The sequence below is a fragment of the Hymenobacter volaticus genome (assembly GCF_022921055.1).
GTDB classification, from domain to species: Bacteria; Bacteroidota; Bacteroidia; order Cytophagales; family Hymenobacteraceae; genus Hymenobacter; species Hymenobacter volaticus.
The window spans coordinates 1,034,314-1,047,659 of sequence record NZ_CP095061.1 but is presented as its reverse complement, the minus strand read 5'-3'; the positions used below and the strand labels follow the sequence as shown (position 1 = coordinate 1,047,659).

At 55.2% G+C, this 13,346-nt stretch carries 13 protein-coding genes; 8 read left to right on the top strand and 5 right to left on the bottom strand.

The genetic code is table 11. From position 1 onward, the window contains the following. The first annotated feature begins 7 nt into the window (after nucleotides 1-7). The 7 genes from MUN86_RS04555 to MUN86_RS04525 all read left to right on the top strand — a co-directional run bounded on the left by MUN86_RS04555 (nucleotide 8) and on the right by MUN86_RS04525 (nucleotide 6,202). Complete coding sequence (locus tag MUN86_RS04555) at nucleotides 8-1,648, top strand: SusC/RagA family TonB-linked outer membrane protein (protein ID WP_375379465.1); 1,641 nt, start codon at nucleotides 8-10, stop codon at nucleotides 1,646-1,648. Next, nucleotides 1,621-2,091: a TonB-dependent receptor domain-containing protein gene (locus MUN86_RS04550; protein WP_245122291.1), complete on the top strand. Its 471-nt coding sequence runs from the start codon at nucleotides 1,621-1,623 to the stop codon at nucleotides 2,089-2,091. The genes MUN86_RS04555 and MUN86_RS04550 overlap by 28 nt, the downstream gene beginning before the upstream one ends. Beyond that, nucleotides 2,076-2,228 carry a hypothetical protein gene (locus MUN86_RS04545; protein ID WP_245122288.1) on the top strand — a complete coding sequence of 51 codons (153 nt, stop codon included), beginning with the start codon at nucleotides 2,076-2,078 and terminating at the stop codon, nucleotides 2,226-2,228. The genes MUN86_RS04550 and MUN86_RS04545 overlap by 16 nt, the downstream gene beginning before the upstream one ends. Continuing rightward, a complete protein-coding gene (locus tag MUN86_RS04540; protein ID WP_245122286.1) occupies nucleotides 2,222-2,758 on the top strand; it encodes a hypothetical protein in 537 nt (178 codons plus the stop codon). The genes MUN86_RS04545 and MUN86_RS04540 overlap by 7 nt, the downstream gene beginning before the upstream one ends. Nucleotides 2,759-2,835: 77 nt before the next feature. Beyond that, nucleotides 2,836-3,825: a RagB/SusD family nutrient uptake outer membrane protein gene (locus tag MUN86_RS04535; protein WP_245122283.1), complete on the top strand. Its 990-nt coding sequence runs from the start codon at nucleotides 2,836-2,838 to the stop codon at nucleotides 3,823-3,825. Continuing rightward, nucleotides 3,789-4,328 carry a RagB/SusD family nutrient uptake outer membrane protein gene (locus MUN86_RS04530; protein WP_245122281.1) on the top strand — a complete coding sequence of 180 codons (540 nt, stop codon included), beginning with the start codon at nucleotides 3,789-3,791 and terminating at the stop codon, nucleotides 4,326-4,328. Before MUN86_RS04535 ends, MUN86_RS04530 begins: the two co-directional genes overlap by 37 nt. Before the next feature lie 230 nt (nucleotides 4,329-4,558). Continuing rightward, nucleotides 4,559-6,202 (top strand): carboxylesterase/lipase family protein, encoded by a 1,644-nt coding sequence (locus tag MUN86_RS04525; RefSeq protein ID WP_245122278.1) that lies wholly within the window; start codon nucleotides 4,559-4,561, stop codon nucleotides 6,200-6,202. A gap of 127 nt (nucleotides 6,203-6,329) precedes the next feature. On the opposite strand, the gene MUN86_RS04520 is transcribed toward MUN86_RS04525, so the two are convergent. Further along, the gene (locus MUN86_RS04520) at nucleotides 6,330-7,391 is read right to left on the bottom strand and encodes a glycosyltransferase family protein (RefSeq protein WP_245122275.1); all 1,062 of its coding nucleotides are present in this window, start codon (nucleotides 7,389-7,391) and stop codon (nucleotides 6,330-6,332) included. A gap of 578 nt (nucleotides 7,392-7,969) precedes the next feature. Between MUN86_RS04520 and MUN86_RS04515 the strand changes: the two genes are divergently transcribed. After that, the gene (locus tag MUN86_RS04515; RefSeq protein WP_245122272.1) at nucleotides 7,970-8,890 is read left to right on the top strand and encodes a hypothetical protein; all 921 of its coding nucleotides are present in this window, start codon (nucleotides 7,970-7,972) and stop codon (nucleotides 8,888-8,890) included. A gap of 92 nt (nucleotides 8,891-8,982) precedes the next feature. On the opposite strand, the gene MUN86_RS04510 is transcribed toward MUN86_RS04515, so the two are convergent. The 4 genes from MUN86_RS04510 to MUN86_RS04495 form a co-directional block, all read right to left on the bottom strand. Next, the gene (locus MUN86_RS04510; RefSeq protein ID WP_245122269.1) at nucleotides 8,983-9,588 is read right to left on the bottom strand and encodes a DUF4136 domain-containing protein; all 606 of its coding nucleotides are present in this window, start codon (nucleotides 9,586-9,588) and stop codon (nucleotides 8,983-8,985) included. Between the two features lie 368 nt (nucleotides 9,589-9,956). Further along, the gene (locus MUN86_RS04505) at nucleotides 9,957-10,175 is read right to left on the bottom strand and encodes a GNAT family N-acetyltransferase (RefSeq protein WP_245122267.1); all 219 of its coding nucleotides are present in this window, start codon (nucleotides 10,173-10,175) and stop codon (nucleotides 9,957-9,959) included. Nucleotides 10,176-10,480: 305 nt separating this feature from the next. Continuing rightward, the gene (locus MUN86_RS04500) at nucleotides 10,481-11,218 is read right to left on the bottom strand and encodes a hypothetical protein (protein ID WP_245122264.1); all 738 of its coding nucleotides are present in this window, start codon (nucleotides 11,216-11,218) and stop codon (nucleotides 10,481-10,483) included. Nucleotides 11,219-11,348: 130 nt separating this feature from the next. After that, on the bottom strand, nucleotides 11,349-13,229 hold the full coding sequence (locus tag MUN86_RS04495) for an ABC transporter ATP-binding protein (RefSeq protein WP_245122261.1): 1,881 nt from the start codon (nucleotides 13,227-13,229) through the stop codon (nucleotides 11,349-11,351). Nucleotides 13,230-13,346 lie beyond the last annotated feature (117 nt).

Below are 13,346 nucleotides of genomic sequence, written 5' to 3'. Positions count from 1 at the left end.
GTAGCTGATGCGTCGCAGGCTATTCAGGGCCGTGCGGCGGGGTGCAGGTGGTATCCAACTCGGGGCTCCGGGTGGCACGGGCGGTACCTCTATCCGCGTCCGTGGTATCACCTCGGCCGGCGACAACAATCCGCTGTACGTGGTAGACGGCTTTCCCCTGCCTCCCGGCGACGACAGTGCCCTGAACAACATTAACCCCAACGATATTGAAAGCGTGGACGTGTTGAAAGACGCCTCGGCCACCGCAATCTATGGGGTGCGGGCTGCCAACGGGGTAGTGATTATCACGACCAAACGCGGCAAAGCGGGCACCTCTTCAGTGAACTTGGATGCGTATGCGGGGTTGCAGCAGGTATGGCGCAAGATTCCGATGCTTAATGCGCAGGAATTTGCCACTCTCAATAACGAAGGACGGAATGCCTCCAACGCACAGGGCCTCACTACTCCTGCTCTCACGCTGATTCCTGCTTATGCCAACCCGGCTTCGCTAGGCGAGGGTACTGATTGGCTAGACGAGATTTTCCGCACTGCCAAAATCCAGAACTATAACATCTCGGCTCTTGGAGGCAGCGAAAAAGCCCGTTATTCGGTGAGTGCCGGCTATTTTCAGCAGGATGGCACCATCATTGGGTCAGCGTTTCAGCGGTTTACGCTACGGGCCAACGGAGATGTGCAGCTCAGCAAAATCCTGAAAATTGGCAACAGCTTGGCGCTGACTCACCAACAGTCTCGACAAGAAAACTCAGCCAACAACGAGTTTAGCGGCGTTATTCAGCTGGCTTTGCAGGCCCCGCCCACGGCACCGGCTTACCGCGCCGACGGCAGTTACTACGAGTTTACAAGCGCAGATAACTACGGTGAGGAAAACCCCGTGACGGCGGCGTTGCGGCCCAATATCAAAAACAACCGCAACCGGGCTATTACCACGTTTTTTGCCGAACTGGAGCCACTCCCTGGCTTGCGCATCCGTAGCAACGTGGGCGCCGACTTGCTGTTTGACCAGCGGGACGCGTTTTTCCCTTCTATCCAGGGTTCGTCGAAGTACCCAACCAGCCAATCGAGCTTAACCAGCAGCTCGAACTACAACCCAAGCTACCTCATCGAAAACACGGTGACGTACGACAAGCTGTTTGCGGGCAAACACCAGTTTACGGTTCTGCTTGGTCAATCAGCGCAGCAGTTCAATACCAGCTTCTTGAGCGCCAGCCGCACGGGTTACACCAGCAACAACTTGCAGGTAATTGAGCGTGGTCCCATCAACTCCCAAACCAGCAACAATGGCGGCAACGCGCAGGCTCGCCTAGCCAGCTACTTTGGCCGCGTCAACTACGAGTTTGCGGGCAAATACCTGTTCCAGGCCATTGCCCGCTATGATGGTTCGTCAGCCTTCGCGCCCGGCAACTCGTTCGGCTTCTTCCCTGGCGTGTCGGCAGGCTGGCGCATTTCCGAAGAAGATTTCCTGAAAGATTACAGTTCGATCAGCAACTTGAAGATTAGAGTGGGATATGGCCGAGTAGGTAACCCGAACAACGCGGGCACCTTTGCTTACTTGTCGCTGATCAACTCCAACAACGGTTCCTCTACTTCAACTATTGGCTCCTACACCCCGGCACGGCGTATGTGTTTGGGCCAGGCACACAGAACTTAGTCGGCGGCGCTGCTCCTACGCGCCTCAGCAACCCCAATTTGCAATGGGAGGAAAACACCCAAACCAACCTTGGTATTGACTTGGGCTTGCTGGACAACCGCATTCAAGCCAGCGTAGACTTGTATACTAGGAAGTCGCCTAACCTGATTGCCTCCGTACCGGTAACGTACACTTCTGGCACCAGCGAGAACATCAACACCAACGCGGCTTCTGCTACCAACAAGGGCATAGACGTGGCTATCACGACCAACAACTTCGTGAACAACGACAACGGTTTCACCTGGACTACCACGCTTAATTTCTCGACCTACAAAAACGAGTTAAAGTCGCTAGGAGCCGGCCAGCCATTCTTCGGACAGGGTACACGCGGCGGGCTAGCTTGGTACGGTACGCAGCGGGAGTGCCCTTTGGCTCGTTCTACGGCTACGTGGCCGATGGCCTGATTCAGACCAACGAAGAGCTGCAAACCCTGAACACCAACGCGGCGGCGCAGTCCAACGGGTTGAACACGTTTTATCAGACGTCGGGCACCCGCCCGGGGATATTAAGTTCCGGGACATCAACGGGGACGGTGTGGTAAACAGCCAAGACCAAACCTACATCGGTGACCCGAACCCGAGCTTCACGTACGGCCTGACCAATAATTTCACTTTCAAGGGCTTCGACCTGAACGTGTTTTTGCAAGGCTCGCAGGGCAACGACGTGTATAACCTGAACCGGTATTACACCGAGGGTGGTATTTACGGCTCGTCTAACGCCAGCACCTTAGCGCTTGAGCGGTGGACCGGCCCCGGCACCAGCAACAATATTCCGCGGGCTATTACCGGCGACCCGAACCAGAACCTGCGCGTTTCCAGCCACTACGTAGAGAACGGCTCTTATATGCGCATTAAACTCCTGACGTTGGGCTATACACTGCCCAAAGGCGTGCTCGACCGGATTTATGCCAAGCAAGTGCGGGTGTACGTGAGCAGCCAGAACCTACTGACTGTGACCAAATACGACGGCTTCGACCCAGAATTAGGTAACCAAGGCGGCAGCTTCGGCATCGACCGGGGTATCTACCCACAGGCTCGTGTGTTCCTGGCTGGTCTCAACATCGGTTTTTAATGATTGATGCACTTGTCCTGCGGCCAGCTTATTAGCAGCGCTGCGGCAAACTTGCTCACTTCTCAACGACTACTATCATGAAAAATAAAAAGCCCCTTTACGCTGCATTACTGATGCTCGGCCTAACGGCCGGATGCTCGGAAGACTATCTAGACCTCGACCCACGCAACGCCTCTACGGTCGAAAACTTCTATAAAACCGAAACCGACGCGCTACTGGCTACCAACGCCGTGTACTCGCAGCTCAACCAGAGCGGCATGTTCAACTACTCGCTGTGGGCCATCGGCGACGTGATGTCGGATAACTCTTTCCTTGGGGGTGGAGGTGCCGCCGACGGCATCGAGTTCCAGCAGCTCGACAACTTTACCATGACGGCTACCAACCCGCTTACCACCACGCACTGGCAGCGGGCTTACCTAGGCATAGGCCAGGCCAACCAAGTGCTGCAGCGCGTGCCGGGCATCACGTTTGCCAAGGCCGAGTTGCAGAACCAGTACCTTGGCGAAGCGGCGTTTTTGCGGGCCTTGTACTACTTCTACCTCGTGCGGGCTTTCGGCGATGTGCCACTGGTGCTGACGCCTGCCTCCACTACCGCCGATGTAGCGAGCCTGACCCGGACGCCCGCAGCGCAGGTGTATGATCAGATCATCAAAGACCTCACCGACGCCATCAGCAAGCTGCCCAACTCCTACACCGGCGACAACCTAGGCCGGGCGACCAAGTGGTCGGCCACGGCTATGCTAGCGAAGGTGTATCTGACGCAGGGCAAGTTGGCTGAAGCAGCTACGCAGGCGCGGTTGGTTATTGCCAACTCCGGTAAAAGCTTGTGGCCGAACTTTGCGGACAACTTCAAAGTGGAAAACGAGAACGGTCAGGAGTCGCTCTTCGAGGTGCAGTTTAAGAGCGGCCTGAGCAGCTACACCACCGACGGACCCGGTGCCTGCATGAATGAATTTTGGGGCGCCCGCTTTTTCGGTAACCCCTACGTGGTGTCATCGGGGGCTATGGCTTCAACATTCCGGAAAAAGACTTGGTTGATAGCTACGAAGCTACCGATACCCGCTTAGCCGCCACTATCTTCAAGCCCGGCGACAAATATCCGGATGGGCAAATTCAGCCTGCTTCGTTGGTAGGCGACCCGTTGGGCTTCAATGTGCGCAAGTTCTTTGTAGGCACAGTAAACGTCAGCAACTGGGATTCGCCGCTGAACGTGCCGGTGTTGCGCCTCTCAGAAATGTATTTGATTTTAGCTGAGGCTGTCGGGCCAACGCAGGAAGGCCTCGAAGCCATCAATAAAGTACGGCGCCGCGCCTATGGCCTGCCTATTAATACTCCCTCGGCGAAAGACCTGACGGCGGGCACAGCCAATTTCACCGATGCGGTTCTGGCGGAGCGCCGCCGAGAATTGGCATTTGAAAATGACCGGTGGTACGATTTGAAACGTACCAACAAATTGATTCCAACATTGAAGGCGCAAGGCAAAGCCATCCAGCCCTTTCACGTGCTGCTGCCCATTCCTCAGTCAGAAATCAACGTCAATCCAAACCTGACGCAGAATCCGGGATACTAGGCGAAGCAGGGGTTTAAGGAGCAGGGTTGCGCTGTTTGTACTAACCGCTCGAACTCATTAACTCCCTGATTCACCACTACGCCGGCGAAAGGTGATGTCCGACGATGGACGTTGCTTTTTGCCGGCGTATTGCTTGGTACTTCCCTCTATCCTTGGCAGGTACTGTTAGTATCTTTTGATTTCAAGTTCTTTCCCCAATTTTAAGGGCTCTCTACGAAAACCACCCCCGCATGAAAACACTGCTTATTGTATCGTTTCTGGCCCTACAGCTCGCGCCAGTAGCCATGGCGCAAACCACCAAATCTGCTGCTGCCGCCACTGCCAACCGTGTGCAAACCGCCAATGGTCCACTAGAGGGCACCACGGCAGCCAGCGGCATCCGCATGTTCAAGGGGGTCCCCTTCGCGGCTCCGCCCGTTGGAGACTTGCGGTGGAAGGCGCCACAGCCAGCGAAGAACTGGACCGAAGTGCGCCAAGCCAAGGAATTCGGCCCGCGGGCTATGCAGCTGCCTTTGTTCGGCGATATGAACTTTCGCTCTAACGGCGTGAGCGAAGATTGCCTTTATTTGAACGTATGGACACCCGCCAAAACCGGCAAGGAGCGCCTGCCGGTGCTGGTGTATTTCTACGGCGGCGGCTTTGTGGCCGGCGACGGTTCCGAGCCCCGCTACGATGGCGAGGCCATGGCGCGTCGTGGCATCGTGGCCGTGACGGTAAACTATCGGCTTGGCATTTTCGGCTTCATGGCCCACCCCGAGCTAACCAAGGAGTCGCCTCAGCACGCCTCCGGCAACTACGGCTTGCTCGACCAAAGCGCCGCCCTACGGTGGGTGCAGCAGAATATTGCGGCTTTCGGCGGCGACCCCAAAAAGGTCACCATCGGGGGCGAATCGGCGGGTTCTTATTCGGTTAGCGCCCAGATGGCTTCTCCCCTTTCGAAGGGGCTGATTGCCGGAGCTATCGGCGAGAGTGGCTCGCTGCTTTCCTTGCAGCCTCCTACGCCTTTGGCGCAGGCCGAGCAAAACGGCGTCGCCTTCGCCACAGCACTAGGCGCCAACTCGCTGGCGGCGCTCCGAGCACTGCCCGCCACACAGTTGCTGGAAGCTAGCGGCAAGCCTGGCACCGCACGCTTCTCCGCTATCGTTGATGGCTACTTCTTCCCTTCTTCTCCCACCGAAATCTTCACTGCAGGCCAGCAGGCGCACGTGCCGTTGTTGGTCGGTTGGAATTCGCAGGAAATGAATGCTGGTGCCATACTTGGCAAAGAAAAGCCAACGCCCGAAACATTCGCGCAGGCCGTCCAGAAGCTCTACGGTGACCGTGCCAACGACGTGCTGAAAGTCTACGCGGCTACCACCGAGGCCGAAGCCGAGCAAGCCGCCACCGACCTAGCCAGTGACCGGTTTATAGCCTACGGCACCTGGAAATGGGGCGAATTGCACGGCAAAACCGGTGGCAAACCTGTCTACCGCTACCTCTATGCCCGTCCGCGCCCGGCCATGACGCCCGAAATGGGCAACGCCACGGCCGGCCTAGCCGGGGGCGTGGTGAAGCCAGCTGACCCCAACGCGCCGAAAGCTCCCCCGGCCCGTGGCGCTGTGCACTCCGCAGAAATCGAGTACGCCTTGGGCAACCTGGCTACCAACAAAGTGTACGCCTGGACGCCAGATGACTACAAAGTATCGGAAACCATGCAGAAGTATTTCGCCAACTTCATCAAGACTGGCAACCCCAACGGCACCGGCCTACCCCAATGGCCCGCGGCAAATGGCAGCAATGGCGTCCAAGTGATGCACCTCGACGTGACAACCCGCGCCGAACCCGAACAAAACCGAGCACGCTACCTGCTGCTCGAACAAATTCCTTCCAAATAGGCTTAGACCTGAGCCCTAGAAAAAGGCCCTGTAAATTGCTTTATGCAGTTTACAGGGCCTTTTTGTTGCTTAGCTTACCGACTACCTTCTGCGAAGCTATCAGAATGCTTGTATTGCAATAGCTAGTCTACGTCTTGGAAAGGCCAGCCAATATCTCGTCTACCTGTTGAAACAGCTCTTTGTTGCCCTCCTGACTGTAGCTTGACAGCGCTGCTTCAAAACCAGTTATATCATACAGAAACGCCTTGACGTTGTCGGCTGTCAGACTTTCGAAGTGGCGGCCGTAGCCGAGCTTCTCTACCTCAGCGGCGTTGAGAAACTGTTCGAACTGAGCGGGAATCGGAATGGCGCAGATGGGCTTGTGCAAGTAAACGGCCTCACTGATCAAGGAAAATCCCCCATTGGTTATCACAGCGCGGGTACTGGCCAAATCGTCGATAAAGCCTTGCTCACTGAAGGCCTTTAGCTGCACGTTGCTGTGGCTTTCTTCTTTGTTGAAGCCATACACCCGGAATTCCTGATTGGGTAGCCCTTGCAGCAACGGGACCAAATTGCTTTGCGTGGTAGCCGATTGATATACCAACACATGCTCCCCTTTCGTGGGCTGCGCGGTTAAAATTTCGGGTCGGATAATGGGCGGCACCAGCGTGGTATTGGGCTTAATGACGGGCAACGGGAAAAAGGTAGCCACGAAATAATGGTGACTACGGGGCAGCTTCGCCCGCACTATCTGACGTGCCAGTTCCAGGTTGTCGCGCTCGGCGGCAGGCACGGCCACATCCAGCCGCGCCCGGCTGATGATCTGCATATTGTCGATGCTGACCACGGGCAAGCCTTTCCACTTCGCAAACAAGTAGCTAAACGACTCGAAATCGGATACCACCACGTCGAATTCCATCCCGTGCAGCATTTCCCGGTACTTGCGGAAGTTGACGAGCAGATTGTCCGGAGCCGTGCGCAGGGTCAGGGCCGCCGTGCGCAGCTTCGATACGGTGAGGCTTCTGTAGGCCAAGTGAAACCCGCGTATCTCGTGCACCCGTCCTGGAAACGTACGCGCCAGCAACTGATAGGCCCGCGAGCTGCTTACCACGTACACCTCATGGCCAGCGCCGATCAGGTGCTGAATAATCACTTTGCTGCGCGTTGCGTGCCCCATGCCCTCGCCTGGCACTCCGTATAGAATATTCATTGATAGTGGATACTGGTTGTTGAGATGGTGAAATAACGATTTCATTACGAAACTCAACCTCGGCGCTAAACTAGGAAAGGCTTGGTACGCGAACAGTAGGTTTCATAATCCTTAGCGACTTCAACACAAGTCTTACTTCATCTAGCGGCCGCGTGCTGAAACAGGACGCGTGCTAACATTCATTAAGAGCGTTGTCATGCTGAGCTTGTCGAAGCATCTCGCTCACGTCGTTGAGTTTAGCATTACAACCTCAGCACGCGGGATGCTTCGACAAGCTCAGCATGACACGGTTACTCTGGAAATGTCAGCACGTGCGACGCTACGGCTTCGTTACGCTGCTCCCTACAGAACAACATGTAAAAAGTATCTGCAATTATTCTTTGATGCACCCTAATAAACCTACATGCAAGCTGCGTTACCCGAAATAAAGAGGGTTGGATCTATGAACGGTAAGGGGCTTGCATACAAGAAGCTTCCAAGACTCTCCCGGTTGTAGGGTTGCTTTAACTACTTTCGGCTCGGTTTTGGTAAAAACGTTGCCAGCACCAAGTTTCCCTGCTTTTCGCGCTTTCTTCTTTATGGCTTCATCTTTTCGTTTCGGCCGGTTGGCTCTCATAGGTTTGGCCGCAGCCAGCACGCTCGTTGGCTCCTGCACTGCCCCACGCACCATTGTAAGCACGGGCAAGGTTACGCCCAAAGGCGAGTTTCGGGTTGGGGGCAACCTGGCTTTCAACGTAGCCACCGAAACCATCAGCAAAACCGGTTCGGCTCTGAAGTCGGCGGCCGAGGAAACGGTACGGAAGGATACGGTGGGCTACTCCGGTACCATCGACCGGCTACAGGTGGCCGCCTTAGCCTATGTGCTCGACCCGGTGCGGCCTTCTTCCGACTTTTATGTGCGCTACGGAGCGCTCGACCGGCTTGACGTCGGGTACAAATACGCATTTGGCTCGCACGTATTCGATGCCGCCTACCAGTTCTTAGGGCCAACAGGTACGGTAGAACGGCCCGGCGGTCCGGCCGGCGCCAACTATGCCAGCATCGGGCTACAGTTTGCCACGCAACGCGCCAATTTACCCAGTCTGCCTTTCCTCGATGACATCGACGAAATCTTGGGTTTCCGGGCCACGCGCCGCGATATTATTGTGCCACTGGTATTCAGCCACTCGTTTGGGGCCGAAGAAGAAATTGGGGCTATTTCCTACGGCGTGGTTTACACGCACACGTTTTTGCGCTATGGCTTCGAGCCAGGTCGGATTTTCAATGGCAACGCGAAAGTACCCGCACTGCCGCAGCAGAAAACCAACTTTCCTTCCTTCGGGGGCTTTGTGAATGCGAAATTTGGCTACCGCTACGCCTACATTATTCCCTCGCTCGGCATCTACTACCAAAACTACGGCGACTATAAACTGCTCAACAACAAGAGTGCAAGTCTCAGCGGCTTGACTGTTGTGCCGAGCATTGGCCTGCAATTCCGCATTCCGTCGAGCCGACGCTAAACTCACAGAAACGCCAAGCCCGGCTTTGTAGCCACCAAAACAATGAACCTGTTTCGGTGGCTACAAAGCCGGGCTTGGCGTTAGTTGCTATTCTATTCTTCGGATACTCGGTTGCCGCCATCAAGATAGCCGGCCGTAAACACCCGATACTGGTCGAAGATAGAGCGGACCGAACGGCGCAATACCACTTCGCCTTGCACACCATTCGGCACAGTCACCCCCGAAGCATAGCCATTCCAAACGGCACGATTGGTTTTGTTGTCGATTAAGGTGATGAGCAAGGTTCCTTCGGCCAGTAACATCCGCACGGGCTGGTAGCCAGTACGCTGCTCGGCAGGCGTTTCATCGTCCTCTATTTTTTCTTCGTTCACCCACCGGGAAATGTCTTCCTGCGCGTAGCCACGGAAGCGCATATCGCCTTCATAAACCCGAAAGTTTACCAGCAAATCGGGGCGGCGCTTGCTTGGCCGGTAGCCTTGCACTTTCATACGGGTTCGGATGGCGTCGCGGAGAACCTCCCCCATTTTACTGGTATCAGCGGCCAGCCCTTCGCCAGTCACGAACTCATAGGTGCGGTAGCGACGGAAGGCGCCGGCGTAGCTGTAATCGGATTCGACGCGGGCTTCGCGGGCGGCGAAGCAACCAGATAAGGCCAGGGCTAGGCTTGAGCCCACCAAAAGAGTAGAAAACAATTTCATAACGGAGCAGACATGAGGGGAATCACAGGCTTCAAGTTACGAAACTATTTATAGGTTAGATGCTGATGTTCAGACCTAAACCCGCAAAATTTCTTGCGCCTCACTTACTGTTTTTCAGCAACTCTTGAGGTTAAGCCCCCCTCCTTTATGGTTGTGTGCAGCAATACGAATGGTATTTTAACACAGCGTACCCCAAATTTTGTAGTAGTTATACTGCCGATAAGAAATCAAGAATACCCGTCTGCCAAGCGGTGCAACCAAGCGAAACTTGCCCTTATAGAACTGTTTTCCAACTTGAACCAGCAACAGGGCTAAGGAGTCAACTGATAGAACTTTTGCCTTAAAGAAACCTATCCGTGAGGTACCAGCTACGCCGCCAGTTCTTTTTCGAGAACCAGCACTAAGCCACGGGAACCCTGCACCGTACCCACAATATCGAAGCCGGCGTGCAGATTCAGGAGCAGCATGGCGCGCCAGCGGTTGTAGGTCTGCGTCCGGATGCGGTGGTAGCCTTGTTGCTGGCACCATGCATGCTGGCGGCTCATTAACTCGCGAGCAATACCCTGTCCCCGGAAACCAGGGTGCACGCCCCTAGCCAGCTATAGTAGTGTCCGGGCTTCCGTTCATAACCCAGCTTGCACCCCACTACTTGCTTATCAGCTAGGGCCAGCCAAACTTGTAGAGGCTGGCGGGCTTGTTGGTACTGTAAGTCAGCAGTTAATTCAGCAGGGGAGCTTTCAAGTACAGCAGCCAATAAAGCCAATACACCCTCGCTGAATTTGTCGATGGATGGCAGGTACTCGTGAAAAGTATAAGTAATCATTTTTATCCGCTATAAATGCCGGTACCGAGGTGCAGTTAAGAGCAATCCAGCGTCAGTAGGCTCTACTATTTAGGTACAGCTGTAGGATGAGATGGTGATGCTGCCGTTTTTATTGACCGTGAGCTTCAATTCCTGCGCGGCGTCTGTGTCTCCGAATCCGCAGGTGAATGTGTATACATTTCCTTTTTTGGATAGTAGTTTAGGCTGCATCAGTTTCTTGCTGCTATAGCCAGAGTAGCCTGAATAGCTGCTGATCATGTGATGGTAAACCTCGTTCAGCGCCAATCGCCTAAACACATAGGTATGGTCGAAACAACCGTCATATGCAGTAGTAGTGTACGTGCTGTTTGCGTACTCTGTAATCTCATCAATCACATAGTCAGCCGGTGCGTTTTTATCACCGCTCGCCACTCTATGCTTCTCGGTTCGGTCGCTTCTTTTAGGACCTAGCAAATCTACATAAAGCATTCCGTCGTGTGCCTTCTTGATTTTCGGTTTGATCTTGGTTACGTCAGAGCTAAAAACATACCCGGTGTACTGCGGTGTCGCCACCTTTATCCAATCACCGGGCAATGCCAAACCAGTACCAACGGGCTTCACATCATCCGACGCAATAAGTTGCTGCGCATCTACAGCACTACCAAGCGGTACTTTCCGCACTGTTTTCGATTTGAAAGAAGGTTGCTCGTGCAGTTCCGCTCCCGTAAGATTGATAACATATACCCTTGTTCCGACGGGCTCTTTGAAATCAAATGTGAAAGCTCCTAGTACCATGCTTATGAGCAGTAAATACAGTGTCTTTCTCATAACACAGGTAGCATACTAGATAAGATTGGCTGGTGCAGCAGGACTATAGCCGCCCCGAAAGGCAGCTGAAAGTTGAACCCTGCTAGCTGAGCAGTTAAATTAGGATGCCGGCCAGGCTATTCCAAACCTACTACCGATAGCCGGCCGCTTGCAGCTGAAACAGCTCAGCATAGCGCCCACCGCGAGCCAGCAATTCCTCGTGGCTCCCAATCTCGACGGATTTGCCGTGCTCGATTACCAGAATTCGGTCAGCCATGCGGACGGTGCTGAAACGGTGCGAAATAAGCACGGCGGTTTTGCCCCGAGTCAGGTCGTTGAAACGCTGGAACACCTCGTATTCGGCGCGGGCATCGAGGGCAGCGGTAGGTTCGTCGAGGATGAGAAGCTGGGCGTCACGCATGTAGGCGCGGCCCAGTGCAATCTTCTGCCATTCACCGCCGCTTAGGTCTACCCCACCGTTGAAGCGGCGGCCAATCATTTGGTCGTAGCCTTGGGGCAGCTTGGCAATAACGGAGTCAGCCAGACTCTGGGCGGCGGCTTGCTCGATGCGGGGGCGGTTTTCTTTCTCTTCGATACGCCCGACGGCTAAATTTTGGCCGGCAGGCAGTTGGAAGCGCACAAAGTCTTGAAAAATCACGCCTATTTCCTGCCGCAACTCGGCAGGGTCGTACTCGCGCAGGTCGTAGCCATCGAGCAGGATGCGGCCCTCAGTGGGGTCATAGAGGCGCGAAAGCAACTTTACGAGCGTGGTTTTGCCGGCGCCGTTTTCGCCTACCAGCGCCAGCTTTTCGCCGGCTCTTAGCTGAAAGTTCAGGTCGCGTAGCGCCCACTTCTCGGCGTTGCGGTACTTAAACCCTACATTCTCGAACACGAAGCCTTCCTGGATTGGCCGCGGAAATGGCCGAACGAACTGCGTGGCATCGGGCCGGATAATACGGGGCTTGAGATGGAAGAAATCGAAAAAATCTTGCAAGTACAGTGCCCCGTCGGCGACGCTGCTGAAGCGGCTCAGAATGCCTTCCAGCAAACCCCGCATTCGCCCAAACGAGCCCGCTAAAAAAGTCAGCTGACCAATGGAAATCTGCCCGCGCACCGCTTGGCTGATGATGTACACATAGGCCGCATAGTAGCCGGCTGCGCCTACTGCCGCGAAGAATGTACCCCAGCTGGCTCGCCGGACCACGAGGTCTTTGTTTTTGTGATAGAATTCGTCGGAGAGCAACTTAAACCGTTCGATTAGAAACTCCGAAAGACCGAATATCTTCACTTCCTTGGCCGTCTCGTCGGAGGCGCCGGTTTGGCGCAGGTAGTCTAGCTCGCGCCGCTCGGGAGTCCAGCCGTGGATCAGCGAGTAACTGCGCTCATTGAAGTGCGACTCGCCCAAAAAGGCCGGAATAACCGCTACCAGCAAGAGCAGCAGCAGCCAGGGGTTGAAAGCCACTAATCCGAAAGCCAGAAACGCCATGGTAATGGCATCTTGCGCCTGGCTGAGCACCTGGGCCATAAGTACGGTGCGCGACACCGTCTGGCGGCGGGCCCGCTCCAGTTTATCGTAGAATGCACTATCCTCGAATTGGTCGAGGTCTAGCTCGGCGGCGTGCTCCATCAGGCGCACCGACGTACGGTTGGCAAACAAGTCGCCGAGCAGCGAATCGAGCAGGGCCACACCGCGGCCGAAAGCGTCGGAAAGGATGGCTAGGCCAAACTCCAAGGCTACCAAGGTGAGAACGGGCGCTAGGAGGCGGGTGGAAGCTGGCTGTCGGCTGAGTTGAACGACTGTATCGAGAATAAGCTGGCCGATATACAGCATGGCCACCGGCAACGCGGCCCGAAGCAGGCGCAAACCGACGTTACTTAAAGTCAGAGTAGGGCTGGTCTGCCAGATCAGGCGCAAAAACTCCGGCAGGTTTTTAAGGGCCGAAAATCGTTCGCGCACCGTAAGTGCCGGCTTGTCTTCACGACGGGGCGCTTTAGCGGAAATTTTAGTTAAAACAGATGATATCCAAGACATAAGCTCAGTTTACGGCAACCTTCGGACCGGAGTGTAGGAGCGGCCGTTTTGGCAGGACAACCGCGCCTATTAAGCAATCCGGCGGATGCAACCTCTCTTCACGGCCGCGGCTCTTCT